The sequence below is a fragment of the Pseudomonas syringae genome (genome assembly GCF_002157375.1).
GTDB lineage: Bacteria > Pseudomonadota > Gammaproteobacteria > Pseudomonadales > Pseudomonadaceae > Aquipseudomonas > Aquipseudomonas syringae_T.
In genome coordinates this window covers 282,645-307,601 of sequence record NZ_MTSA01000006.1, presented here as the reverse complement: position 1 = coordinate 307,601, position 24,957 = coordinate 282,645, and the positions used below count along the sequence as shown (strand labels likewise).

At 59.6% G+C, this 24,957-nt stretch carries 27 protein-coding genes; 9 read left to right on the top strand and 18 right to left on the bottom strand.

Going from position 1 to position 24,957, the window contains the following annotated elements:
- Positions 1–9 precede the first annotated feature (9 nt).
- The 4 genes from BW686_RS10085 to exbB form a co-directional block, all read right to left on the bottom strand.
- Positions 10–933: a hydrogen peroxide-inducible genes activator gene (locus BW686_RS10085; RefSeq protein WP_084916155.1), complete on the bottom strand. Its 924-nt coding sequence runs from the start codon at positions 931–933 to the stop codon at positions 10–12.
- Between the two features lie 92 nt (positions 934–1,025).
- Complete coding sequence (locus BW686_RS10080) at positions 1,026–1,772, bottom strand: energy transducer TonB (RefSeq protein WP_084916154.1); 747 nt, start codon at positions 1,770–1,772, stop codon at positions 1,026–1,028.
- Positions 1,769–2,194, bottom strand: a complete 426-nt coding sequence (gene exbD / locus BW686_RS10075; protein ID WP_084916153.1) for a TonB system transport protein ExbD — start codon at positions 2,192–2,194, stop codon at positions 1,769–1,771. The genes BW686_RS10080 and exbD overlap by 4 nt, the downstream gene beginning before the upstream one ends.
- Before the next feature lie 3 nt (positions 2,195–2,197).
- A complete protein-coding gene (exbB, locus tag BW686_RS10070; protein WP_084916152.1) occupies positions 2,198–3,160 on the bottom strand; it encodes a tonB-system energizer ExbB in 963 nt (320 codons plus the stop codon).
- A gap of 209 nt (positions 3,161–3,369) precedes the next feature.
- On the opposite strand from exbB, the gene BW686_RS10065 reads away from it, so the two are divergent.
- The gene (locus BW686_RS10065; RefSeq protein WP_084916151.1) at positions 3,370–4,218 is read left to right on the top strand and encodes an SDR family oxidoreductase; all 849 of its coding nucleotides are present in this window, start codon (positions 3,370–3,372) and stop codon (positions 4,216–4,218) included.
- Between the two features lie 47 nt (positions 4,219–4,265).
- Here the strand turns inward: BW686_RS10065 and BW686_RS10060 are convergent, their stop codons facing one another.
- From BW686_RS10060 to BW686_RS10035, 6 genes are all read right to left on the bottom strand, one after another.
- Complete coding sequence (locus BW686_RS10060; protein ID WP_084916150.1) at positions 4,266–5,003, bottom strand: hypothetical protein; 738 nt, start codon at positions 5,001–5,003, stop codon at positions 4,266–4,268.
- Positions 5,004–5,060: 57 nt separating this feature from the next.
- Positions 5,061–5,441: a RidA family protein gene (locus tag BW686_RS10055; protein ID WP_084916149.1), complete on the bottom strand. Its 381-nt coding sequence runs from the start codon at positions 5,439–5,441 to the stop codon at positions 5,061–5,063.
- Positions 5,442–5,466: 25 nt separating this feature from the next.
- Positions 5,467–7,572: a bifunctional GTP diphosphokinase/guanosine-3',5'-bis pyrophosphate 3'-pyrophosphohydrolase gene (gene spoT, locus BW686_RS10050; RefSeq protein ID WP_084916148.1), complete on the bottom strand. Its 2,106-nt coding sequence runs from the start codon at positions 7,570–7,572 to the stop codon at positions 5,467–5,469.
- Positions 7,573–7,632: 60 nt separating this feature from the next.
- The gene (gene rpoZ, locus BW686_RS10045) at positions 7,633–7,896 is read right to left on the bottom strand and encodes a DNA-directed RNA polymerase subunit omega (protein WP_002551500.1); all 264 of its coding nucleotides are present in this window, start codon (positions 7,894–7,896) and stop codon (positions 7,633–7,635) included.
- Positions 7,897–8,043: 147 nt separating this feature from the next.
- Positions 8,044–8,688 (bottom strand): guanylate kinase, encoded by a 645-nt coding sequence (gene gmk / locus BW686_RS10040; RefSeq protein WP_084916147.1) that lies wholly within the window; start codon positions 8,686–8,688, stop codon positions 8,044–8,046.
- A gap of 13 nt (positions 8,689–8,701) precedes the next feature.
- Positions 8,702–9,565 (bottom strand): YicC/YloC family endoribonuclease, encoded by an 864-nt coding sequence (locus BW686_RS10035; RefSeq protein ID WP_084916146.1) that lies wholly within the window; start codon positions 9,563–9,565, stop codon positions 8,702–8,704.
- Between the two features lie 304 nt (positions 9,566–9,869).
- On the opposite strand from BW686_RS10035, the gene rph reads away from it, so the two are divergent.
- Both rph and BW686_RS10025 read left to right on the top strand, forming a co-directional pair.
- Positions 9,870–10,592, top strand: a complete 723-nt coding sequence (rph, locus tag BW686_RS10030; RefSeq protein WP_084916145.1) for a ribonuclease PH — start codon at positions 9,870–9,872, stop codon at positions 10,590–10,592.
- Positions 10,593–10,611: 19 nt separating this feature from the next.
- Positions 10,612–10,980 carry a DUF4870 domain-containing protein gene (locus BW686_RS10025; RefSeq protein ID WP_084916144.1) on the top strand — a complete coding sequence of 123 codons (369 nt, stop codon included), beginning with the start codon at positions 10,612–10,614 and terminating at the stop codon, positions 10,978–10,980.
- A gap of 84 nt (positions 10,981–11,064) precedes the next feature.
- Here BW686_RS10025 and BW686_RS10020 read toward each other — a convergent pair whose 3' ends face one another.
- Positions 11,065–11,844, bottom strand: coding sequence for an exodeoxyribonuclease III (locus BW686_RS10020; RefSeq protein WP_004887172.1), 780 nt, complete (start codon positions 11,842–11,844; stop codon positions 11,065–11,067).
- Between the two features lie 82 nt (positions 11,845–11,926).
- Here BW686_RS10020 and pyrE point away from each other — a divergent pair, with 82 nt between their 5' ends.
- Together pyrE and BW686_RS10010 are read left to right on the top strand one after the other, a co-directional pair.
- Positions 11,927–12,568, top strand: coding sequence for an orotate phosphoribosyltransferase (gene pyrE / locus BW686_RS10015; protein WP_084916170.1), 642 nt, complete (start codon positions 11,927–11,929; stop codon positions 12,566–12,568).
- A 10-nt stretch (positions 12,569–12,578) separates the two neighbouring features.
- Complete coding sequence (locus tag BW686_RS10010) at positions 12,579–13,211, top strand: DUF4124 domain-containing protein (RefSeq protein ID WP_084916143.1); 633 nt, start codon at positions 12,579–12,581, stop codon at positions 13,209–13,211.
- A gap of 228 nt (positions 13,212–13,439) precedes the next feature.
- Here BW686_RS10010 and argB read toward each other — a convergent pair whose 3' ends face one another.
- From argB to coaBC, 4 genes are read right to left on the bottom strand one after another with little or no spacing between them, the layout of a single operon-like run.
- Positions 13,440–14,345 (bottom strand): acetylglutamate kinase, encoded by a 906-nt coding sequence (argB, locus tag BW686_RS10005; RefSeq protein WP_002551508.1) that lies wholly within the window; start codon positions 14,343–14,345, stop codon positions 13,440–13,442.
- Positions 14,346–14,373: 28 nt separating this feature from the next.
- Positions 14,374–16,959 (bottom strand): phosphomannomutase/phosphoglucomutase, encoded by a 2,586-nt coding sequence (locus tag BW686_RS27290; protein ID WP_179149222.1) that lies wholly within the window; start codon positions 16,957–16,959, stop codon positions 14,374–14,376.
- A 51-nt stretch (positions 16,960–17,010) separates the two neighbouring features.
- The gene (gene dut / locus BW686_RS09995) at positions 17,011–17,466 is read right to left on the bottom strand and encodes a dUTP diphosphatase (protein WP_084916142.1); all 456 of its coding nucleotides are present in this window, start codon (positions 17,464–17,466) and stop codon (positions 17,011–17,013) included.
- A gap of 6 nt (positions 17,467–17,472) precedes the next feature.
- Positions 17,473–18,681 (bottom strand): bifunctional phosphopantothenoylcysteine decarboxylase/phosphopantothenate--cysteine ligase CoaBC, encoded by a 1,209-nt coding sequence (coaBC, locus tag BW686_RS09990; protein ID WP_179149230.1) that lies wholly within the window; start codon positions 18,679–18,681, stop codon positions 17,473–17,475.
- Positions 18,682–18,816: 135 nt separating this feature from the next.
- Between coaBC and radC the strand changes: the two genes are divergently transcribed.
- Positions 18,817–19,491: a RadC family protein gene (gene radC, locus BW686_RS09985; RefSeq protein ID WP_084916140.1), complete on the top strand. Its 675-nt coding sequence runs from the start codon at positions 18,817–18,819 to the stop codon at positions 19,489–19,491.
- Between the two features lie 120 nt (positions 19,492–19,611).
- On the opposite strand, the gene BW686_RS09980 is transcribed toward radC, so the two are convergent.
- Positions 19,612–21,198, bottom strand: coding sequence for an ABC transporter substrate-binding protein (locus BW686_RS09980; RefSeq protein WP_084916139.1), 1,587 nt, complete (start codon positions 21,196–21,198; stop codon positions 19,612–19,614).
- A gap of 363 nt (positions 21,199–21,561) precedes the next feature.
- Between BW686_RS09980 and rpmB the strand changes: the two genes are divergently transcribed.
- Together rpmB and rpmG are read left to right on the top strand one after the other, a co-directional pair.
- Positions 21,562–21,795 (top strand): 50S ribosomal protein L28, encoded by a 234-nt coding sequence (rpmB, locus tag BW686_RS09970; protein WP_002551514.1) that lies wholly within the window; start codon positions 21,562–21,564, stop codon positions 21,793–21,795.
- 11 nt (positions 21,796–21,806) lie between these two features.
- Positions 21,807–21,962, top strand: a complete 156-nt coding sequence (gene rpmG / locus BW686_RS09965) for a 50S ribosomal protein L33 (protein ID WP_002551515.1) — start codon at positions 21,807–21,809, stop codon at positions 21,960–21,962.
- A 188-nt stretch (positions 21,963–22,150) separates the two neighbouring features.
- Here the strand turns inward: rpmG and BW686_RS09960 are convergent, their stop codons facing one another.
- Complete coding sequence (locus BW686_RS09960; protein WP_084916138.1) at positions 22,151–22,354, bottom strand: I78 family peptidase inhibitor; 204 nt, start codon at positions 22,352–22,354, stop codon at positions 22,151–22,153.
- A 76-nt stretch (positions 22,355–22,430) separates the two neighbouring features.
- Positions 22,431–22,799: a cupin domain-containing protein gene (locus BW686_RS09955; protein ID WP_084916137.1), complete on the bottom strand. Its 369-nt coding sequence runs from the start codon at positions 22,797–22,799 to the stop codon at positions 22,431–22,433.
- A gap of 239 nt (positions 22,800–23,038) precedes the next feature.
- On the opposite strand from BW686_RS09955, the gene BW686_RS09950 reads away from it, so the two are divergent.
- Entirely contained in the window at positions 23,039–24,532 is a 1,494-nt protein-coding gene (locus BW686_RS09950; protein WP_084916136.1) for an aldehyde dehydrogenase, read from the top strand.
- Positions 24,533–24,957 lie beyond the last annotated feature (425 nt).

The window sequence follows — 24,957 nt, the reverse complement described above, 5'->3', positions numbered from 1 at the left end:
CTTTTCTGCCTAGCTCGCGACGGGTTTCGGACGTGCCACTGAACACAAGCGTGCAGAGTCGGCAAGAATCTCGATGGCCTTGGGCCGCGGGAAGCTCGCACGCCACGCGATGGCAACGGTGCGGAACGGCACTGGCGGCGTCAACGGGCGCACTTCAATCACACCGGGCGCATAGTGATGGCTGTCGACGGCAGACAGCGGCAGGATCGAAATGCCCAGCCCGGACGCAACCATGTGGCGAATGGTTTCCAGCGAGCTGGACTCGACCGTCGTGTGCTTGGCGCCTTCGTTGCCTTTGCCCAACGCCGGGCAGGCTTCAAGCACCTGATCACGGAAACAATGGCCTTCACCCAGCAACAGCAGACTCTTGTCATTGAGGGCCGACGCGTCGATGGACTCTTTCTGGGTCCAGGGATGGTCGGCCGGCATCAGCACCGAGAACGGCTCGTCGTAGAGAGGCAGGGTCAATACATCGGCTTCGTTGAACGGTAAAGCGATGATGACGGCATCCAGCTCGCCGTTACGCAGCTTGTCGCGCAACACGTGCGTGAAGTTTTCTTCGATGTACAACGGCATTTGCGGGGCGACCCGATGCAGTTGCGGAATCAAATGAGGGAACAGGTAAGGGCCGACGGTGTAGATCGCGCCGACTTTCAGCGGAGCCGTCAGCTGATTCTTGCCTGCCTGGGCCAGCTCGCGAATGCCTTGAGCCTGCTCAAGCACCTTCTGGGCCTGAGCAACGATCCCTTCACCCACAGGTGTGAGACGCACGGCGCTCTTGCTGCGCTCGAAAATCAGCACACCGAGTTCGTCTTCGAGTTTCTTCACACCCACTGACAGCGTTGGCTGGCTGACGTGGCAGCGTTCGGCCGCGTGACCAAAATGCTGCTCTTGAGCGAGCGTAACGATGTAGCGCAATTCTGTAAGAGTCATAACGTGCGTCCATGAAGTTGCGGCCCCAGCATAGCGGGTGCAATCGATAGACGCACGTTATCAGAAGCACTCATGCGTAACAAAAGTGCGATTCAGCGTTTATCCAGCGAATAAACAAACGGTGCAAGGATTTCAATGGTGCCGTTGTTGAGGATTTCCTTGGGCGGTTTCGGCAGCGGTTGCGCGCGACGGATCATTTCCATGGTCGCCCGGTCCAGCGACGAACTGCCCGAACTGGCGGCAATCGAGTACGAAAGCACGTTACCGTCCGCGTCCACCACAAACCGCAGGCGGGCAACGCCCTGCATGCCACGACGGCGTGCATCCTCGGGGTACTTCTTGTACTTGCTCAGGTGCCCTAACAGGTCACCCTGCCAATTCGGCAACGCATTGCTGGGCGGCGAAGGCGGCGCAGGTGGCGTCGGAGCCGCTGACTTTTCCGGTTTGGCGGTCGTCGGTGGCGTATCGACCGGTTTTTCGGCGGCAGGCTCTTCCTTGGGCGGCTCAGGCTTTTTCTGCGGCTTTGGCGGCTGCGGCTTGGGTTTGGGCTTCTCTACCTTCTTGGGCACCACGATTTCCGGCTTCGGCGCTTGCGCGACTTCCGGCATGGGCGCCTGCTCTTCGGGCACAGGCGGTTGAGGTGGCTGGACGACCTTCGGCGGTGGCGGCGGCGCGGGCTCGGGCACGGGTGCAAGTTCGACCATCATGGCGGCCGGTGGCAGCTCGACCGGCTGCGACGCAGGCCAGCGAACGGCAACAATAATTGCAATAGCATGCACGGCCAGCACCAACAACAGACTACCGCTATAGCGCGTCAGTTTTTGGCGCGTACTGATCATTTCTTACCAGCCGTCTCAAGACCTACCAGACCGACCTTCAGGTAACCCGCACTCCGAAGCGTGTTCATGACCTCCATCAGGTCGCCGTAATCGACGCCCTTATCGGCCTGGAAGAAGATCGTGGTGTCCTTCTTGCCTTTGGTCCGTGCGTCCAGAACCTGGCCGATCTGTTCGCGAGCGACCTTCTCTTCGCCCAGGTACAGGCCCTTGTCGGCCTTGACGCTGAGGAAGATCGGTTTCTCGGGCCTGGGCTGCGGCTTGGCTGTGGAAGCCGGCAGGTCGACTTTTATGTCCACGGTAGCCAGTGGAGCGGCCACCATGAAGATGATCAACAGCACCAGCATGACGTCGATGAACGGCGTCACGTTGATTTCGTGGTTCTCGGCGAGATCGTCGCCGCCTTCGTTAAGATGCAGGCCCACGTGTTAGCCCACCTTGACCATGTGCGGTTGTTGTTGGTTGCGCTCGGTCGGTTCTGGCAGATGGTCCAGATCACGGCTGACCAGCAGCAGAACCTGGGCCGAGGCGTCGGAAACCTGGGCCTTGTAACCGGCGATGGAGCGAGCAAACACGTTGTAGATCACGACCGCAGGAATCGCCGCAACCAGACCCAGAGCCGTCGCCAGCAATGCTTCGGCAATACCGGGCGCAACCACGGCGAGGTTGGTGGTTTGTGTCTTGGCGATGCCGATGAAGCTGTTCATGATGCCCCAGACCGTACCGAACAAGCCCACGAACGGTGCCGTCGAACCAATGGTCGCCAACACGCCGGTGCCCATGCTCATGTTACGGCCACAGGCAGCCACCAGACGCTCGAGACGGAAACTGACACGCTCCTTGATACCTTCACGCTCGCGGCTGTTGGCCGACAAGCGCATTTCTTCGAGCGCGTCATGCACCAGCAGGTGAGCGAGGGTGCCTTCCTTGCTGGCGCTGGCACTGGCTTCGTTCAGGGAACGGGCCTTTTTCAGGTTGACGATCTCACCGCGCAGACGGCGCTTGGCCCCCAGCAGCTCGAAACCCTTGGAAATCCAGATGGTCCACGTAATGATCGATGCGATGGCCAGGCCGATCATGACCGCTTTGACCACGATGTCGGCGTTCTGATACATGCCCCACGGCGACAGGTCGTGCGCCATGCCCAGGCTGTTGTCTTCGGCCACCGGCTCCAGAGCGGGTGCAGGCGCAGCAGCGTCTGGCACGGCGGCCTCGGTCGCGGCTGGCGCACTGGCAGCCGGAGCAGCAACGGGTGCAGAAGCCGGTGCCGATTGATCAGCGAACGCCATCGGTGCGAGCATCAGACTCAAGACAAGGGCTGCAACACCGCGCCATGCACGAGGCAAGCGGGGCAGCTTGGTTGGCGAAGCGATTGATTGAATACGTGTCATGCTGGCCGGACCTGAGAGAGAAATAGGGAATGGTTCCAGTGCGTCGCGCAGAGCTATCGACGTTTCTAGGGAACAAACGGGCTGCCATTATTGCAAATCGTTCTTGTTAACAAAAGTAATACTGTATCTTTTTTACATCTTTGCCTGGCCACCGCTTTTGAACGACGCTTTTTTAAGGTGGCAAAATCACCTTCTTGTGGAGATATCGAATGACCGCTCCTTCGCTTCTGATTGCCGGCTGCGGCGATATCGGCTCTCGACTCGCGACTCGGCTGATGCCTCATGGCTGGGTCGTGCATGGGCTTCGACGTACCGTTTCGGAACTGCCGGCCGGGGTTGTCGGCGTGGAGGGTGATCTGTTCCAGACCGGCAGGCCCGCGCAGTGGCCGACTGCGACGCTGGACTATGTGGTGTACTGCGCGACGCCTTCACAGCGGGACGAGGCAGGCTACCGGATGGCTTATGTAGAAGGCCTGCGCAACGTCTTGAGCTGGCTTGAGCAGACCGGCCAGCGGCCAAAGCGGCTGATCTTTGTTTCAAGCAGCGGCGTCTACGGGCAGCAAAACGGAGAGTGGGTGGACGAGGATTCAGCAACCGAGCCTGGCGGTTACACCGGCACTGTGATGCTGGAAGCCGAACAACTCGCACTGAACAGCGGCGTGCCGGCCACCGCAGTAAGACTGACCGGTATCTACGGCCCTGGCCGCAGTGACCTGTCGAATCGAGTGCGCCAAGGCCACAGCGTCAGGATCGACCCTCCGGTCTATGCCAACCGGATTCATGCCGACGATGCCGCCAGCTTGCTGGAGCATCTGCTGCAGGCAGACAACCGGGGCGTTGAACTTGAACCCTGTTACCTGGGCGTCGACGATGATCCAGCCGCGCTGGCCGATGTGGTGGCGTGGATACGCAGCTATCTGGGTGTGACCGAATGGTCGGACAATGTCAGCGTGCAGCGCGTTGGCAGCAAGCGCTGCAGCAATGCGAGGGCACGTGCATTGGGATGGGCACCGATGTACCCGGATTACCGGGCTGGTTATGCGGCTCTGCTGGGGTAGAACGCTGTTCATGAGCGCCTGCTCGGCGCTCATGAATCATCAATCGCTTATTGCTGCTCCAGCAACCAGCGACGCGGGCCTGGACGCAGCTCAGGCATCTGGTCGGCACCGGCATTGTTCATGGCCTGGAAAATCTCCAGTTGCTTGCCTTTGCGGGCGAAGATCCACGGGTTACCCTTTTCGGCCTTCTCCAGCCACATGCTGTCGTATTCACCGCTCATGGCTGCACAATCGCCAGCAAGACACAGTGCGTAACGATCATTTTCCGGAAGCCCCTGCACACTGCCGTCAGGCATGAATTGCACGGTGCTGCCTTGGCCATCGCCTTCGACGATGGTCCATTTGCCACCCATGTAAGCGCCGTACAGGGCTTTTTCAAAGCTGGTGCCTGGCTGTGCGCCTTCAGGTGCCGGAGCGTCGGGCTTCTGGAAGTGCTGTTCAGGGCCGGATTCGCTGGCCGCTTGAACCAGTTCGTCACCCTTGACGCTCAGGTCTTCAAAGAAATTGCCGTAGAAATCGATGTGAAGCTTGCCTTCGGCGGCACTGACAATCTTGCCTTCACCCAGCTCGAAGCCATTGGAATAAATGGCCTGGTTGGTTTTGGAGTTGATTTGCCATTCCAGGTTGGGACCGTTGGCGAGCAGTGCCTGACGCAAGTTGCCTTGTTTGACAGCGGCGTCGATGGCGGTCTGATTGATCCAGGTGCCGTCCGGATTGCGGTCGGCGTGGCTGGCGCAGCCGCCCAGAATGAAGGCGAGCAGCGAGATGGCGAGCGCGGAGCGCATAACGGATTCCTTCCTTCAGGGAGAACGGAGCGCACAGATCGCGCTCCGTCGGGAAATTTATTCGATGACGAGAATGGCGTCCATTTCAACCTGAGCGCCACGCGGCAATGCCGCAACGCCGATAGCCGCACGCGCCGGATAAGGCTGCGTGAAGTAGGTGCCCATGATTTCATTGACCTTGGCGAAGTGGCCCAGGTCGGTCAAAAAGATATTCAGTTTGACGATGTCCTTGAACGAGCCGCCCGCCGCCTCAGCCACTGACTTCAGGTTTTCAAACACCTGAGTGATCTGGGCTTCGATGCCTTCGACCAGCTCCATCGTGTTCGGGTCCAGCGGAATCTGTCCGGACATGTAGACGGTATTGCCAGCTTTGATCGCCTGGGAATAAGGGCCGATGGCCGCAGGGGCTTTATCGCTGGTGATGACAGTCTTGGTCATGAATAACTCCTGATGATTGAATGGCCTACGCGCGCATCCGGGTGATACGGGTAACACCGGCCAGGGCGCGCAGTTTCTTGATCACACGTGCCAGATGCACACGGTCGTGTACGCTGACCACCAGTTGGACCACGCTGATACGACCATCGCGCTCGTCCATGCTGATTTTTTCGATATTGCCGTCTGCCGCGTTGACGCTGCTGGCCAGCAGGGCGATCAGGCCACGCTGATGCTCCAGTTCGACACGCAGTTCGACATTGAATTCGCCAGTAACGTCCTTGGCCCAGGAAAGCTGGATGCATTTTTCCGGGTTGTGGCGGATTTCACTGATGTTGCGGCAGTTATCCAGGTGTACAACCATGCCCTTGCCGGCGGACAAATGGCCGACAATCGGATCGCCAGGGATGGGCGTACAGCATTTTGCATAGCTGAGCACCAGACCTTCGGTGCCGCGAATGGCCAGCGGGCCTTCAGGGCTGGGCAACTGATCGCCTTCACCCAGCAAGCGGCGGGCGACCACATAGGCCATGCGGTTGCCCAGACCGATGTCTTCGAGCAGGTCTTCCAGCACCTCGACCCGATACTCGTTCAGCACCAGCTGGATACGCTCCGGCGTGATTTTCTCCAGGCTGCACTCAAAGCCGTTGAGCACCTTGTTCAACAAGCGCTCGCCAAGATTGATCGACTCGGAACGGCGCTGCAGTTTGAGCGCGTGACGAATATGAGTGCGTGCCTTGCCGGTCACGACGAAGTTCAGCCAAGCCGGGTTCGGACGTGCGCCGGGGGCGCTGACAATCTCGACGGTCGAGCCGCTTTGCAACGGTTCGGACAATGGCGCCAGTCGGCGGTTGATCCGGCAGGCAATACAGCTGTTGCCGACGTCAGTGTGTACCGCATAGGCGAAATCCACCGCAGTGGAGCCTTTGGGCAGCTCCATGATCCGGCCTTTCGGCGTGAAGACGTAAACCTCGTCCGGGAACAGGTCGATCTTGACGCTTTCGATGAACTCCAGAGAGTTGCCGGCACGCTGCTGCATTTCCAGCACGCCTTTGACCCATTGCCGGGCACGGGCGTGAGTGCCTTTGGGCTGTTCGTCATCACTGGATTTGTACAGCCAGTGCGCGGCGATCCCGTTATTGGCCATTTCTTCCATTTCACGGGTGCGAATCTGGATTTCGATCGGTACGCCATGCATGCCGAACAGCGTCGTATGCAAGGACTGGTAGCCGTTGGCCTTGGGGATTGCAATGTAATCCTTGAACCGGCCTGGCAGCGGCTTGTACAAATTATGTACAGCGCCCAATACGCGGTAGCAGGTATCGACCTTGTCCACGATGATCCGGAACGCATAAACGTCCATGATCTCGTTGAAGGCCCGACGCTTGCCGCGCATCTTCTTGTAAATGCCGTACAGGTGTTTCTGGCGACCGCTGACGTCGCCTTCGATACCGTCCACTGCCAGGCAATGGCTCAGTGACTCTTCGATCTTGTTGACCAGCTCTTTGCGATTGCCCCTGGCGCGCTTGACCGCCTGGTTGATTCGCGAGGAGCGCATCGGGTACATGGCCTTGAAGCCCAGGTCCTCGAATTCGATGCGCACGTTGTGCATGCCCAGCCTGTTGGCGATGGGGGCATAGATTTCGAGGGTTTCCTTGGCGATACGCCGACGTTTTTCGCCGGACAGCACTTCAAGCGTGCGCATGTTGTGCAGGCGGTCGGCGAGCTTGACCAGGATCACGCGAATGTCGCGCGCCATGGCCATGGCCATTTTCTGAAAGTTTTCTGCCTGAGCTTCGGCCTTGGTCTCGAAATTCATCTGGGTCAGTTTGCTGACCCCGTCGACCAGTTCCGCGACGGTCTCGCCAAATTGGGCGCTGAGCGCTTCCTTGGCAATACCGGTGTCTTCGATGACGTCATGCAGCATCGCAGCCATCAGGCTCTGATGGTCCATGTGCATGTCGGCAAGAATGTTCGCCACCGCAAGAGGATGGGTGACGTAGGCTTCGCCACTGCGACGGCGCTGGCCATCGTGGGCTTGTTCGGCGTAGAAATACGCTCGGCGAACCAGATTGACCTGATCCTTGCCGAGGTAGGCCGACAGTCTATCGGCGAGGGCGTCTATGCTCGGCAAGGCGCTACCCCCTGCCAATGGCTTTTACCCTGCGCCGTACTACGTCGACCCGGCATAGGCTTAGACGGCCTCGTTGGACTCGTCCTCGAACGCTGCGAACAATGGTTCATCTTCAACGATTTCGGCTTCTGCGATTACAGCGTAATCCATCAGGCCCGCTGCGATTTCGCGCAGTGCCATAACGGTAGGCTTGTCATTTTCCCACGCCAGCTTGGGTTCTTTGCCGCCGGTTGCCAGTTGACGGGCACGCTTTGTGGAGAGCATGACCAGCTCAAAGCGGTTATCCACGTGTTCTAGGCAGTCTTCAACGGTTACGCGGGCCATGGGTATTCCTCGTAGCAAATGCGGATGCGCGATGCCCGGATGGGCGAGCGGACTCGATAGTTTACAAGCGGACAGCACCAGGCATCAAGCGGCACGCCACCAACGGCATGCTTTTAACCTGTTGCCTGCTGTCCGGAAACGACTCGATCAGGCCAGCAACTCCTGAAAAAGCTCGCTGTATTGTTCCTGCTGATGCTGCTGGGTCAGACGATTGGCACGGAAAATGGCCTTCAGGTCTTCCAGCGCGCCGGCAAAATCGTCATTCACGACCACGTATTCGTACTCGCTGTAATGGCTCATTTCGCTGACCGCTTCGCGCATTCGGGCTTCGATGATTTCATCGCTGTCCTGACCCCGGTTGGTCAGGCGCTGACGCAATGCCTGCTGGGTCGGCGGCAGAATGAAGATCGACCGGGCCTGTGGCATTTGCGCGCGAACCTGCCGGGCACCCTGCCAGTCGATTTCCAGAATCAGGTCGTGACCTTCGTCCAGCGTCTGCTGCAAATGGCTTTGCGAGGTGCCGTACAGATTGCCGAACACTTCGGCCTGCTCAAGGAAGTCGCCATGCTCGATCATGCGCAGGAACTCGGCACGATCGACGAAGTTGTAGTTCACGCCGTCCACTTCGCCGGGGCGCATGGCACGGGTGGTGTGCGAGACCGAGACGCGAATCTTTGCCTGCGCGCCGTGCTGAGGCTCTTGCTGGGCGTCCATCAAGGCTTTGACCAGACTGGTCTTGCCCGCGCCGGACGGGGCGGAAATGATGTACAGGGTGCCGGTGATATGGGTCATGTCAGGTTCAGCCTTACTCAATATTCTGCACTTGCTCACGCATCTGCTCGATCAACACTTTAAGGTTGACGGCAGCCTGCGTGCTGCGTGGGTCAAAGGCCTTGGAGCCCAGGGTATTCGCTTCGCGGTTAAGCTCTTGCATCAGGAAGTCGAGACGGCGACCCGCCTGACCGCCAGCCTTGAGCACGCGGCGCACTTCGGTGACGTGTGTACTGAGACGGTCCAGTTCTTCGGCGACATCGCTTTTCTGCGCCAACAGGACCATTTCCTGCTCCAGTCGCTGAGGGTCCAGCTCGGCCTTCATGTCGGCAAAGCGATCCAGGACTTTCTGGCGCTGGGCCGCCAGCATCTGCGGCACCAGTGTACGAAGGGTAGCGACCTCCTGAACAATGGAAGACAAACGCTCATCAAGCAACCTGGCCAGGTCTGTGCCTTCGCGACCACGGCCGTTCTTCAGTTCGGTCAGCGCTTCGTTGAACAGCGTCAACGCCTCGGTGTTCAACACCTGTGGGTCGCTGGCATCGGCGACCAGCACACCCGGCCATGCCAGGACCTCAAGCGGGTTCAAGGCGGCAGGCTGCTTGATCAAGCCGGCAACCGACTCGGCGGCGGCGATCAGTTGGCCTGCGCGCTCGCGATCCACTTGCAACGGCTTGCCGGCTGTTTCCTCGACAAAGCGCAGCGTGCATTCGACCTTGCCACGCGACAGCCCCTGGCGCAGCGCTTCACGAACCGCACCTTCCAGATCACGAAACGATTCAGGCAGGCGCAGATGAGGCTCAAGGTAACGGTGATTGACCGAGCGCAATTCCCAGCTCAGTGTGCCTTGGGCGCCAGCCCGCTCTACTCGGGCAAAGGCAGTCATGCTGTACACCATGGGAAGTACCTCTTGTTCAGTTCAGGTGATTCAGCTCAGGAGCGCGAAAGAGCGGCTGCCACGGATGCGCGCGAGCCGACAGGCTGCAGAGGCGCAGGATTGTAGCGCAGTGCAGCGCAGGCTCCCAATCCGACAGTGCGACAAGCGATGCGAGGCACTGTCATTCTGTGTCAAACGCCTCCGCAGGCCCTGCTCTGCAAGGGTTTACCCCCTTCAACCCGACCGCAGCGACTTTAGAGATGCCCAGTTCCAGCTATGGCCTCTATAATGACCGACAGTTTTCCGTCTCAGTACAGGTATTCAGATGAAACGTCCAAGTGGTCGCGCCGCCGATCAGCTCCGCTCGATCCGCATCACCCGCAACTACACCAAACACGCCGAAGGTTCTGTACTGGTGGAGTTTGGTGATACCAAGGTGATTTGCACCGTCAGCGTCGAAAACGGCGTACCACGCTTTCTGAAGGGTCAGGGTCAAGGCTGGCTGACTGCCGAATACGGCATGCTGCCACGAGCGACCGGCGAGCGTAACCAGCGTGAAGCCAGCCGCGGCAAACAGGGCGGTCGGACACTCGAAATCCAGCGTCTGATCGGTCGTTCGCTGCGTGCCGCACTGGACATGTCCAAGCTGGGCGACGTCACCCTGTATGTCGATTGCGATGTCATTCAGGCCGACGGCGGCACCCGCACTGCGTCTATTACTGGCGCAATGGTTGCGCTGGCAGACGCGCTGAAAGTGATCAAGAAGCGTGGCGGCCTGAAAGGCGGCGACCCGCTCAAGCAGATGATCGCGGCTGTGTCGGTTGGCATGTATCAGGGCGAGCCGGTTCTGGACCTCGATTACCTGGAAGACTCTGCTGCCGAAACCGACCTGAACGTGGTCATGACCAGCGCAGGTGGCTTCATTGAGGTTCAGGGCACCGCCGAGGGCGCGCCGTTCCAGCCAGAAGAGCTGAACGCGATGCTCGCCTTGGCCCAGAAGGGCATGAACGAGTTGTTCGAATTGCAGCGTGCCGCATTGGCCGACTGATACTCCCAGGAGTCTGAAAATGAGTGACAGCTTGCAACCGTTGAGCAAACCGCCACAAAGCGCTCGCCAGTGGGCGATGCTCTGTCACTTGTCAGCATTTGCCGGGCTGATGTTCCCGTTCGGCAACCTGTTGGGGCCGCTGATTATCTGGCAGCTGAAGAAAGACGCCGACCCGTTTATCGATGCGCAGGGCAAGGAAGCGCTCAACTTTCAGATCACGGTGGCCATTGCGGCGACCATCAGCATGCTGTTGATACTGCTGGTGATCGGTTTTGCGCTACTGACGCTGGTTGGCATCGGCGCCGCGGTGCTAGCGATCATCGCCGGGGTGAAAGCCAACGACGGTGTGGATTATCGCTACCCGTTTACCTGGCGCCTGATCAAATAGCTTCTTTGAAAGCAGCTTTCACTGCGAGCAACGCGAAAAGCCGACTTCAAGTCGGCTTTTTCGTGTGCGCTGTGTACCCGGCTATCAGATAGTCAGGGTCCAGTCGTAATCCACGATCAACGGCGCGTGCTGCGAAAAACGCGGCTGACGCGGCAGGCGGGCGCTGCGCACAAAGCGGCGCAGGCCTGGGGTCAGGATCTGGTAGTCGAAGCGCCAGCCCAGATTCAGCATCTCGGCCTGTTCGTTATCCGGCCACCAGCTGTACTGATCACCTTCGCGGCTAACTTCACGCAGCGCGTCCACGTAACCCATAGTGCCGACAATCTCGTCCATCCAGGCACGCTCGGGCGCCAGGAAACCAGGAGATTGCTGGCTGTCACGCCAGTTCTTGATGTCGAGCTTCTGCTGCGCCACATAGAGCGACCCGCAGTATATGTACTCACGGCGCTTGCGGCGCTGCTTGTCCATGTACTTGCCGAAGTCGTCCATGAGCTTGAATTTCTGATTCAGGTCTTCATCGCCGTTCATCCCCGAAGGAAAGAGCAGGGTGGCAATACTGACCTTGTCGAAATCTGCTTGCAGGTAACGCCCGTAGCGGTCGGCTGTCTCGAAGCCGAGACCGCTGATTACTGCCTTCGGCTGCAACCGCGAATACAGCGCCACACCGCCCTGAGCGGGGACTTCGGCTTCGCAGGCATAGAGGAAGTAACCATCCAGCTGAAAGGCTGGATCATCCAGTTCAAAGGCGGAGGCGCGGGTGTCCTGTAAGCAGATGACGTCGGCATTCTGAGCTTGCAGCCAGCTGAGCAACCCACGCTCGACCGCAGCCTGAATGCCATTTACGTTCACACTGATGATCCGCATAAATGGCCCCAAAAATCACGTGCGTGTATGATACCCGAGCTCTACCTAATTAGCTAAATCCGTGGTATTCGGGGCTTTTTTCATGCAAGCGTATCAACGCGATTTCATTCGTTTTGCCATCGATCGCGGCGTTCTGCGCTTCGGTGAGTTCACCCTCAAGTCCGGGCGCACCAGCCCGTACTTCTTCAATGCCGGGCTGTTCAACACCGGTTCGGCGCTGGCCCAGCTGGGTCGTTTCTATGCGGCGGCGGTGGTTGAGAGCGGGATTTCTTTCGACGTGCTGTTCGGCCCGGCCTACAAGGGCATTCCGCTGGCCAGCGCAACGGCCGTGGCGCTGGCCGAGCATCATGACCGTGATTTGCCGTGGTGCTTCAACCGCAAGGAAGCCAAGGCGCATGGTGAAGGCGGCAGCCTGGTCGGCTCTCCGCTGGCGGGCAATGTGCTGATCATCGATGACGTGATTACTGCGGGCACCGCAATCCGTGAAGTCATGCAGATCATCAAGGATCAGAACGCAACGGCGGCGGGCGTGCTGATCGCGCTCAATCGTCAGGAGCGTGGCAATGGCGAGCTGTCGGCGATCCAGGAGGTCGAGCGCGACTTCGGTATTCCGGTGGTGAGCATCGTGTCGTTGAATCAGGTGCTTGAGTACCTGGCCGACGATCCGCAGCTCAAGCAGCATTTGCCGGCTGTAGAGGCTTATCGCGCGCAATTCGGTATCTGAGGACAGGCCTATGGCAGTCGGCAGCAGGGAGCAGGCTTTGGTTTCAGGCGTAATGGGCGTTTTGGGTCTGTGGCTCTCTCTGGCCCTGCTCATGCCCTTGAGCGCCAGGGCAGCCGATGCGCCTGAAATTCGCCTTTACCGCTACGTCGACAGTCGCGGCGTCACCGTGATTGATACGCAGGGCGTGCCGCCCGACTATGTCGCCAAAGGCTACGAAGTGCTCAACGGCCGTGGCCGGGTGATACAGGCCGTGCCGCCCGCGCCGACTGCCGAGCAGATTCGCCAGACCGAAGCGGCACAGCGTCAGACGGCGGCCGATGCGCAACTGCTGAGCGTGTACAACAGCGTTGAAGAGGTGGATCGCGTCAAGGCGCGCAGGCTGGCAGAACTGGATGCGCTGGTGGGTGTTGCTCAGGGCAACATTCAGGGGCTTGCCGCGCAACAGCGCAATCTGCAAGGCCAGGCTGCCGAACTGGAACGCGCAGGACGTCCGGTTCCGCAGACGCTTGTCGACCAACTGAATGATCTGCGTGACCAGCAACAGAAACTGCAGGCCGACATCGCCGGGCATCAGGCTGCACGGGTAAAAGCCGAAGCCGGCTTCGCGGTGGATCGCGCGCGCGTACAACGATTGACGCAATAACCCCGCACTCACGCCGCATCGCCAAGATCGGACGCAGAGCGTCCAGAAAGGCATGCCCACGCGGAGCATGGGCACGATCAGTGTTCTAACAGCCACCGCTCGTTGCGCACGCTCTTGCGTGGGGATGCCTCGGATCTGTGCCTTTTCAACCGGACGCAGAGCGTGGGCATGAGAACCAAAAAAGCCCCGTCAGCGTCGGCTCACGGGGCTTTGGGTGTTACGCCTGAATCAATGCCGCTTGCGATTGGTGATCTGAGTACCGACACCGCTGTCGGTAAAGATTTCCAGCAATACGGCATTGGGCACGCGACCGTCGATGATGTGCGAGCTGTTGACCCCGCCCTGAACCGCCTCAAGCGCGCAGCGGATCTTTGGCAGCATGCCGCCGTAGATGGTGCCGTCGGCGATCAGGCCGTCGACCTGCTCGGTGGTCAGGCCGGTCAGGACTTCGCCCTGCTTGTTCATCAAGCCCGCAATGTTGGTCAGCAGGATCAGCTTCTCGGCCTTGAGGGCCTCGGCAACCTTGCCCGCCACAAGGTCGGCGTTGATGTTGTACGACTCGCCATCCGGGCCAACGCCGATAGGCGCGATTACCGGAATGAAATCCCCTTTGACCAGCATGTTGAGCAGGCCGGTATTGACGCCAACCACTTCGCCCACCTGACCGATGTCGATGATTTCAGGCTTGGTCATCTCCGGCGTCTGGCGGGTGACGGTGAGCTTCTTCGCACGAATCAGCTCAGCGTCCTTGCCGGTCAGACCGATAGCGCTGCCGCCATGACGGTTGATCAGGTTGACGATGTCTTTGTTGACCTGGCCGCCCAGCACCATTTCCACCACATCCATGGTTTGCGCGTCGGTCACGCGCATGCCGTCGATGAAGTGGCTCTCGATGGACAAACGCTTGAGCAGATCACCGATCTGCGGACCGCCACCATGAACCACGACGGGGTTGATACCGACCGCTTTCATCAACACGATGTCGCGTGCAAAGCCGGTTTTCAGCTCTTCACTCTCCATGGCGTTGCCGCCGTACTTGATAACCAGCGTCTTGCCGACAAAGCGGCGAATGTAAGGCAGCGCTTCGGAAAGGACCTTGGCTACATTAGAGGCGGCATCGCGTTCGAGGGTCATTCAGGGCTCCAGTCAAAAGGGAAAACAATCAAAATGGCAGGTCGAGATCCGGCGCGACTTTTTTCAGCTCGGCGTGGAAGACGTCCTTGATACGCTGCAACTCGGCTTCGGTTTCAGCTTCGAAGCGCAGCACCAGTACCGGCGTGGTATTGGAAGCACGAACCAGACCCCAGCCCTTCGGATAATCCACACGGACACCGTCGATTGTGGTCAGTTTGGCATCGCCCCATTGCGCGTCTTTTTCAAGGGCCTCAATGATGCTGAACTTGGTGACGTCCGTCACCTTGATGTTGATTTCAGGCGTCGAAATGTCATTCGGGAAGGTCTCGAACAGGTCTTCGGCGTTGGCCGACTCCTGGCTGAGGATCTCCAGCAGACGCGCGGCGCTGTAGATACCGTCGTCGAAACCGAACCAGCGCTCTTTGAAGAAAATGTGGCCGCTCATTTCGCCTGCCAGCAGCGCACCGCTTTTCTTCATTTCTTTCTTGATCAGCGAGTGGCCGGTTTTCCACATGACCGGACGACCGCCGTGTTCGCGAATCAGCGGCGTCAGGCGACGGGTGCATTTGACGTCGAAAATGATGTCGGCACCCGGGTTGCGCTTGAGGACGTCCAGCGCAAACAGCATCAGGAGGCGGTCCGGATAGACCACGTTGCCTGCATTGGTCACCACACCGACGCGGTCGCCGTCACCGTCGAACGCCAGACCCAGATCGGCCCCGGTTTCCTTGACCTTGGCGATCAGGTCTTGCAGGTTTTCCAGCTTGCCCGGGTCCGGGTGGTGGTTGGGGAAGTTGCCATCCACCTCGGCGAACAGGGAAATCACTTCGCAACCCAGCGCTTCGATCAGTTGCGGAGCGATCACGCCCGCTGCGCCGTTACCGCAATCCACCACGACCTTGAGCTTGCGCGCCATGACGATGTCGTCCTTGATCTGCTTGAAGTAGCGATCAAGGATGTCGACTTTGGTGATGCTGCCTTTCTGCGAAGTCAGGTTGTTGGTCTTGATGCGCTCGTGCAGCGCCTGGATCTGTTCGTTGGCGAGGGTGTCGCCCGCGATGACGATCTTGAAGCCGTTGTAGTCTTTCGGGTTGTGACTGCCGGTCAGCATGACGCCCGTCTTGCCCGCCAGCACGTTGGCTGCGTAATACAGCGCAGGCGTCGGTACCAGACCGACATCGCTGACGTGGCAGCCGCTGTCGTGCAGGCCCTGAATCAATTGCTGCACCAGCTCTGGGCCGGACAGACGGCCATCGCGGCCAACGCTGACATTGGGTTCGTTCTGCGCCAGGCTCTCGGAGCCGATGGCGCGACCGATCCAGTAGGCGGTTTCAGCGTTGAGGGTGTCCCCGACGACGCCACGGATGTCGTAGGCGCGAAAAATGGTCTCGGGAAGCTTGGGTGCCACGGATGCTGGGCTGTTCATAGCGAGGGTATGCTCCGATCTCAGGAAGTCCTGGTTTTCGTCGAGAAGGTCGATATCTAGAATATCGGTGTCTTGAAACAGTGGATCAGTCCAGTCGGTGCGCGACGCAGCCACTGTGGATGACGCACTGTTTTTGGCAATATCTGCATCGCGCTGTTCACCCGCAGCCGAGACAGGCACTGCCTGAGGCTGGCTACGAAGCGAAACGCGAGCAAGCGCCTGAGCCAGACCACTGAGGGCCGGGAGGCTCAAACCGAAGGGTTTGACGGCTTTTCCGCGTGAGAGTTCTTGAAGCAACTGATCCAGCTGCCGGGCGTCGGCACAAACACGCCGTTGCAACGCCCGTTCGTTGACATGCAGCCCAAGCAATACGCCTGCTGCAGCGATAACCAGCGCCAACAGCAAAAGCAGGATGGAAGGCGAAGTTTTCAACGCAGGACCCGGCGTGAATTCAAGTTTCCAGCCGGGATAACCCGTATCGAAGCCTTTGGGCTTGCCGTCATCCGCCTGCCCGCGCTGCAGGAAAACCTGGGCCGGGCCGCTGCCGAATTGTTGACTGAGGACAACCTGCCCGGCCTCGGCAGGCAGTACCGGCAAGGCGTTGAGCAGACGCTGCAGGTCGAAGGCCAGCAGCAATGTCCCCACCGCCGGCTGAGTCGCAGCGGCGCGCACCGGCGCAACGCTGTAGAGCAACCAGCGCTCACCGACCTTGCGCGCTTCCGGGTTGACGACTTCACCTTGCGCCGCCTTGTTCAGCATATCCAGCGTGGCGAAACTGACCGGCAGGGCGCCTTGCGTATCGACATCGGCCAGCCCTTTGGCATAAAGCCGCGCACCTGCCAGGCCATCCCACCGGGTGAGCCGGTCCTGCGCGGCCGCCAACGCGGAAGGATCATTGCTTTGCAGCGCCTGAACGAGCGCCGCGCTGGAAGCGGCTGACTGGGTGTTGGCACTGATCTGCCGAAGCGCTACACCTACGGCTGACGCCTGACTGCCGCCCCATGCCTGGACCAGTTGGTCCTGCTGCTGCGGGCCGGTCATCAATGCGACCCAGACCAGCGCCGCAGCGATGATCAGACCTATCGACGCCGGCACAAGGCCCGAAGCGAGCGCGTTGAGGCTCGCAGCCGGGGGAGCATTATCGGCCGGTGCGGCTTGCTTTGAAACGCTGTGCTGACTGCCTTTCACCGACCTCTCCCTGAGCCTTGTCAAAGAACCGGATTGTTTGCCAAATGGCGATCAATGACTGCCGGAATGGCCGAAACCACCTGCGCCGCGCTGACTTTCGTCAAACTCTTCGACCAGTTCGAAACGGGCCTGTACCACCGGCACCAGCACCAACTGCGCAATGCGCTCGCCTACCGCAATCTTGAAGGCGGTCTGGCCACGGTTCCAGCAGGACACCATCAGTTCGCCCTGATAATCGGAGTCGATCAAGCCGACCAGATTGCCCAGCACAATGCCGTGTTTGTGACCCAGGCCGGAGCGCGGCAGAATCAAGGCGGCGAGGCCCGGATCGCCGATGTAGATCGACAGACCGGTGGGGATCAGCAGGGTCTGGCCGGGCTCGAGAACGGTGTCTTCCTTGAGCATGGCGCGCAGGTCGAGGCCCGCCGAACCAACAGTGGCGTAAGCCGGGAGCGGGAATTCGTTGCCAATGCGAGGGTCGAGGATCTTGGCTTGTAGAGCGTGCATTCGTAATTAAACCTGATTCATGCGGTCGGCGATAAAAGTGATTAGCTGGCGGGCAATCTTGGCCTTGCTGGTCTGGGCAAAAAGCGTTGCGTGCAACGCCCGGTCGATGACGCTGCAGGCGTTCTCTTCACTATTGAAGCCGATGCTGGGGTTAGCCACGTCGTTGGCGACAATGAGGTCGAGGTTCTTGTCTTTCAGTTTGCGTGCAGCATAGTCGAGCAAGTGTTCGGTCTCGGCGGCGAAGCCAACGCTGAACGGGCGATCCGGGCGGGTTGCGATGGTCGCCAGAATATCTGGATTGCGGACCATCTGCAGCAAAAGGCCATCACCGTTCGTAGGGTCTTTCTTGAGTTTGTGCGGGGCGATGACTTCAGGCCGGTAGTCGGCAACGGCTGCGGAGGAAATGAACAGATCGCAGGGAATCGCCGCTTCGCAGGCCGCCAGCATGTCCCGGGCACTGACCACATCGATGCGCGAAACGCGATCTGGCGTCGGCAGACTGACCGGCCCGGTAATCAGCGTCACCCGGGCACCGGCCTCTACAGCGGCCTCGGCCAGGGCGAAGCCCATCTTGCCGGAGCTGTGGTTGGTGATGTAACGCACCGGGTCGATGTTTTCCTGGGTGGGGCCTGCGGTGATCAACACGTGCTTGCCGGTCAGGCTCAGGCGCTGGAAGCAATCGGCTGCACACTGGGCCAGATCGTCGGCCTCAAGCATGCGACCGAAGCCGACATCACCACAGGCCTGACTGCCCGAGGCCGGGCCGAAGACGCGAAAGTCCCGCGCTTCGAGCAAACGGGTGTTGGCCTGTACGGAAGCGTCCCGCCACATCGCCTGATTCATCGCCGGGGCAATGGCAACGGTGGCGTCGGTGGCCAGCACAATGGTGGTCAGCAGGTCATTGGCGATGCCTTGAGCCAGACGCGCGATGAGGTCGGCGGTGGCCGGAGCGATGAGGATCAGATCGGCCCATTTGGCCAGTTCGATATGGCCCATTGCGGCTTCGGCAGCCGGGTCGAGAAGGTCCAGATGCACCGGGTGCCCGGACAGGGCCTGCATGGTCAGCGGTGTGATGAACTCTGCACCACCCTTGGTCATGACGACACGCACTTCGGCGCCCTGGTCGCGCAAACGGCGGACCAGCTCGGCGCTCTTGTAGGCCGCGATGCCGCCGCCGACGCCCAGAACGATGCGTTTTCGATACAGCCGCTGCATAGACCTGCCTTTTTGATCGAGTGAGTACGCGACGGCCATGACGCCTCCCCAGGCCAGATCGACGCGCAAAAAAGATGGGCTAAGATAGCACAGCGACCGCACCGGAACAGCGGTGCCCAAACACATGGAGGTGCTATGAGTATTCGCAGTTGGCCCACGGCCGAACGCCCGCGTGAACGCTTGCTGGAGTTAGGCGCAGAGAGCCTTTCCGATGCCGAGTTGCTGGCTATCTTTTTACGTACCGGGGTGACCGGAAAAAGCGCTGTAGACCTGGCGCGTCATCTTCTGAATCAATTCGGCGGGCTCAGGCCCTTATTGGACGCAGACCTGTCTGCCTTTACCGCTCAGCTGGGTCTGGGGCCGGCGAAGTACGCTCAGTTACAGGCGGTAATGGAAATGGCGCGGCGGCACATGGCCGAGACACTGCGTCGTGATTCAGCGCTGGAAAACCCGGCTCAGGTGCGTGGCTACCTCAAGGCCCTGCTTCGCCATGAACCGCACGAGGTGTTCGGTTGCCTGTTTCTGGACAACAAGCACCGGGTCATGACCTTCGAGATACTGTTCCGGGGAACGATCAACGCGTCTTACGTGCATCCGCGCCAGGTGGTGAAGCGCGCAATCGCCCACAATGCCGCCAGCCTGATTCTCTGCCACAACCACCCCTCCGGCATCACCGACCCCAGCCGCTCTGACATCGACCTCACCAAGCGTCTCAAGGAGGCGCTGATGCTGGTGGACGTTCATGTGCTTGACCATGTGATCGTAGGCGATGGCGAGCCGCTGTCGATGGTGGAGAAGGGGTTGATGTAGGGACTTGATTGCTGACGAGCCCGGGAAGGAGGGCTCGGACGGCGGCGTACAATGCATTTTCGGCGATTATACGCCCCCCCTTCGCGGACAAGTCCGCTCCCACAAGCGCTCACGGCAACCTTACTTCACTTGCACCTTGTAAAAATCCTGCCGTCCGAACGGGCTGACCTGGTAGCCCGTTACCTCCTTGCGCACCAGCGCTGCGGCCGTCGGGTGGGCGAGGGGGATCCACAGCGCCTGCTGCTGGATCTGCTGCTGAGCCTGGTGATACAGCTTGCTGCGCTCGGCCTGATCACTGGTGGATTTGCCGTCAGCAATCAGCTTGTCGAGGGTCTTGTCGCAATAACGGGCGAAGTTGGTGCCCGATTGCACGGCAGCGCACGAGAACTGCGGCGTCAGGAAGTTATCCGGATCACCGTTGTCGCCCGCCCAGCCCATGAACAGCAAATCATGCTCACCGGCCTTGGCGCGACGGATCAGTTCGCCCCATTCGATGACCTTGATTTCGGCATCAACACCAATCTGTTTCAGATCAGACTGCAACAACTGAGCGCTCAGGCTTGGGTTCGGGTTCAGGACGCTGCCGGAAGGCCGTGTCCATATCGTGGTTTTGAAACCATCCTTCAACCCGACCTTGGCCAGCAATGCCTTGGCTTTGGCCACGTCATGCTGATAGCCGGGCAAGTCTTTCGCGTAGCTCCAGGTGTTGGGCGGGTAAGGGCCGTTGGCGATACCCGCAGTGCCTTCGAAGACAGCCTTCAGGTAGTTGGCCTTGTCGAACGCCAGATTGATCGCCTGACGCACCTCAGGCTTGTCGAACGGCGGGTGCTGGCTGTTGATCGCCACGAAAGCGGTCATGAACGCGTCGGTCTTCTCGACCTTCAGCGCGTCGTCCTTGCTGGCCGATTGAATATCCAGCGGCTTGGGGGAGAGGGCGATCTGGCACTCGTCCTGGCGGATTTTCTGCAGGCGCACGTTGGCGTCCGGGGTAATCGCATACACCAGCGTGTCGACATCGGGCTTGCCGGCGAAGTAATCCTTGAACGCCTCGTAACGCACTACGGCATCTTTCTGGAAGCGCTTGAAGACAAACGGGCCGGTGCCTATCGGCTGGCTGTTGAGCTTCTCCGGCGTCCCCGCCTTCAAAAGCTGTGCGGTGTATTCAGCCGAGTAAATCGACGCAAACCCCATGCTCAGTGTGGCGAGGAAGGTGGCGTCAGCTCGATTGAGCGTGAAGCGCACGGTGTGTGCATCAGGCGCTTCGATCTGCTTGATCAGCGCCGGCAACTGCATGGACTGGGCGTGCGGGAAACCGCTCTGGGCAATCTTGTGCCACGGGTTCTGCGGGTCGAGCATGCGCTGGAAGCTGAACAGCACATCGTCCGCCGTCAGTTCGCGGGTCGGCGTGAAATAGTCGGTGGTATGAAACTTGACTCCAGAGCGCAGCTTGAAGTCATAGGTCAGACCGTCAGCAGACACCGTCCAGCTTTCCGCCAGACTCGGGACCAGCTTGCCGCTCTTGGCATCGAAGTCCACCAAGCGGTTCATCAGGACATCGGCGGAGGCGTTGGTGGTGGTCAGCGAGTTGTACTGAACCACGTCGAAGCCTTCAGGGCTGGCTTCAGTACACACCGCAAGGCTCGATGCCTGAGCGGCAAACGGAAGCAACAGCGGAGCGAGCAAAAAAGGGAGTGCAGCGAGGCGCATGGCGATATTTCCTGTTCAGAAAGGGCCCATCTGCCGGTGCAGTCTGGTGAGGGACTAACCCTAGACTATGTACTGGCGCAGAACAATCGACATCGTGCGACGAGCGGTCGTTTTGACCACACCCCCGCAGCGCTTGAGCTTACCGCCATACGGTACGCGCGCCGTCGGGCTAAAGTGCTTTGCCTGTTGTTGCTTCGAAGGGTTTCTGGTATAAAGCAGCGCTCTTTTCTAGGGGCCCGGTTCCTTCACTGTAGGTGTAGCCGGTAAGACCCTTAAAGAAACGCGGCGCCTGGCGCCAAATGACTGAGAGATTAAGCGGCCAACCCATGCCGGGTTGGGCATGTGGTTTTAGAGGGCTGAGGCATGTCGAGAGTATGTCAAGTTACCGGTAAGGGTCCGGTGACTGGGAATAACATTTCCCACGCAAACAACAAAACCCGTCGTCGTTTCCTGCCAAACCTGCAGCATCACCGCTTCTGGGTTGAAGGCGAGAAGCGTTTTGTTCGTCTGCGCGTATCTGCTAAAGGCATGCGTATCATCGACAAGCGTGGCATTGAAGTTGTGCTCGCTGAACTGCGTCGCGACGGCAAAATTTAAGGGAGAGAATCATGCGTGAATTGATCCGTTTGGTGTCGAGCGCTGGTACAGGCCATTTCTACACCACCGACAAGAACAAACGTACTACCCCGGATAAAATCGAAATCAAAAAATTCGATCCGGTTGTACGCAAGCACGTGATCTACAAAGAAGGCAAAATCAAGTAATTGATGCTGTCGACTACAAAAAACCCGCCTTCTGGCGGGTTTTTTGTGCCTGATCGAGCGGCAGGCCTGAAGAACTCAAGCCTGTACTCTTCGGCTGAACGCCGAATGCAAAACGCCCGACGCAATGCGCCGGGCGTTTTAAAGACGAAAGCCCCGCACCCGCACGATGGGGAGAAGGGCCTCCTGAATCAGCCGAAACTGAAGCCGGATACCAGACCCGCCTTGTCGACATTTACGTGCAGTCGCATGGGGTTGAAATCCAGGGTGGTGATGTCGCCAGGACCGATCACTTTCTCAAGACCGGTCATTTCGCCGATGTAGGCTTTGACGGTCGGTACGTAGCGGCTACCGACAAGGTACTGCAGCGCCTGGGTGATTACTTCGTTGGTCATTTCAAGATCCTTTTGCGTGAATGTCCGTCATTGGACGCATTCAGAATCCCTCATAATGCCCACCGGTATGCGGTAGTTATTTATCGGCAGCCGCCTCGAAGACCACATAAATCTTGCGGCATGTTTCCAGCACTTCCCACGTCCCCTTGAAGCCTGCCGGGATCACGAAGCGGTCACCCGAGCGCAGGGTTTTGGCGTTGCCTTGCTCGTCGCGCAGCACGCTGACGCCCTGAACGATTTCGCAGTATTCGTGCTCGGTGTAATTCACCTGCCACTGCCCCGGCTCGCCATTCCAGACACCAGCGCTCATCTGACCGCAGGGGCTGTTGTAATGGTTGTAGATCGTCTGTGCCGGGTCGCCCTTGAAGACTTTTTCCGGTGCCGGGCGATAGTGCTCGGCGTCGGTGCTGGCTTCGCTGAAATCGACGATGCTCGCGATACTCATGGTGGCCCCTCGTGCTGAATACGTTGACGGTTTGACGAGCGAAAGGCACATAAGTGCCTCGACCCGCTCACTGAGTGTGTTTAATAAAATCAACGAAAGGGCGTTCTGACCGCCAATTCTGTCAAATATATTGGTTTTAGCTGAAGGCTGGTTTAGGGTATCGGCTGCCCTGAAAACATTCAGATTGTGTCTCGAATCAAGCATGACACACCCACATTGCAAAAGAGGAGGACATGCCAATGACCACCCTGACTCGTGCCGACTGGGAGCAACGCGCCCAGACTTTGAAGATCGAAGGCCGCGCCTTCATTCAAGGTGAATACGTCGCCTCCGCCTCCGGAGAAACCTTTGATTGCATCAGCCCGGTCGATGGCCGACTGCTTGCCAAGGTCGCCAGTTGCGACCTGGCGGACGCCCAGCGCGCAGTCGCCAGCGCTCGCAGTACATTCGAATCAGGCGCATGGTCACGACTGGCTCCCGCCAAACGCAAGGCTGTCATGATCCGTTTCGCGGGGCTGCTTGAGCAGAATGCCGAAGAGCTGGCCCTGCTGGAAACGCTGGACATGGGCAAACCGATCAGCGACTCGCTGGGTGTCGATGTGCCCGGTGGCGCCCGCGCGCTGAGCTGGAGCGGCGAGGCCATCGACAAGCTGTATGACGAAGTTGCGGCCACGCCCCATGACCAGTTGGGCTTGGTGACACGTGAGCCGGTGGGTGTCGTGGCCGCTATCGTGCCGTGGAACTTCCCGCTGATGATGGCGTGCTGGAAACTCGGCCCTGCGCTGTCTACCGGCAACTCAGTCGTTCTCAAACCCTCGGAAAAGTCCCCGCTGACCGCCATTCGCATTGCGCAGCTGGCCATCGAGGCCGGTATTCCTGCAGGCGTGCTCAACGTCTTGCCGGGTTACGGCCACACCGTCGGCAAGGCGCTGGCGCTGCATATGGACGTGGACACGGTGGTGTTTACCGGCTCGACCAAAATCGCCAAACAGCTGATGATTTACGCGGGTGAATCCAACATGAAGCGCGTCTGGCTGGAGGCGGGCGGCAAAAGCCCGAACATCGTCTTCGCCGACGCGCCGGACTTGCACGCCGCCGCCAGCGCCGCCGCCAGCGCGATTGCGTTCAACCAGGGCGAGGTTTGCACTGCGGGTTCGCGCCTGTTGGTCGAGCGCTCCATCAAGGACCGCTTCCTGCCCATGGTGATTGAAGCGTTGGCCACCTGGAAGCCCGGCAATCCGCTGGACCCGGCAACCAATGTCGGTGCGCTGGTCGATACCCAGCAGATGGATACGGTGTTGTCTTACATCGAAGCCGGTCACACCGATGGCGCCAGGCTGGTCGCAGGTGGCAAGCGGATTCTGCAGGAGACAGGCGGCACCTACGTTGAGCCGACCATTTTCGACGGCGTGAACAACGCCATGAGGATCGCTCAGGAAGAAATCTTCGGCCCGGTGCTTTCCGTGCTGACATTCGACAGCGCCGAAGAGGCCATCCAGATTGCCAACGACACGCAGTATGGCCTGGCGGCGGCCGTCTGGACCGCGAACATTTCCAAGGCGCACCTGACCGCCAAGGCATTGCGCGCGGGCAGCGTGTGGGTCAACCAGTACGACGGCGGAGACATGACCGCGCCGTTTGGTGGCTTCAAGCAGTCGGGTAACGGTCGCGACAAATCGCTGCACGCGTTCGACAAATACACCGAGCTGAAGTCTACCTGGATCAAGTTGTAAGGCCGGAAAGCGGAACATTGATCGGACCCATGCTCCGCGTCCACCTTTGACTGTGCGGTGAAGCGCGGATTTGTGACGCGGAGCGTCACCCAAGGCATTCCCACGCTGGAGCGTGCGGAACGATCAGTGTGCGGCTGGAACGTGCGGAACAAGCGGCGGCCGAGAAAGCTGATCGTACACATGCTCTGCGTCCGACCTTGACTGTGCGGCGCAGCGTGGATTTGTGACGCGGAGCGTCACGCAAGGCATTCCCACGCTGGAGCGTGCGGAACGATCAGTGTACGGCTGGGGCGTGCGGAACAGCGGGGGTCCAGAAAGCTGATCGTACACATGCTCTGCTTCCGGCTTTGGCCGTGCGGTGCGGCGCAGATTTGTGACGCGGAGCGTCACGCAATGCATTCCCACGCTGGAGCGTGAGGAACGAT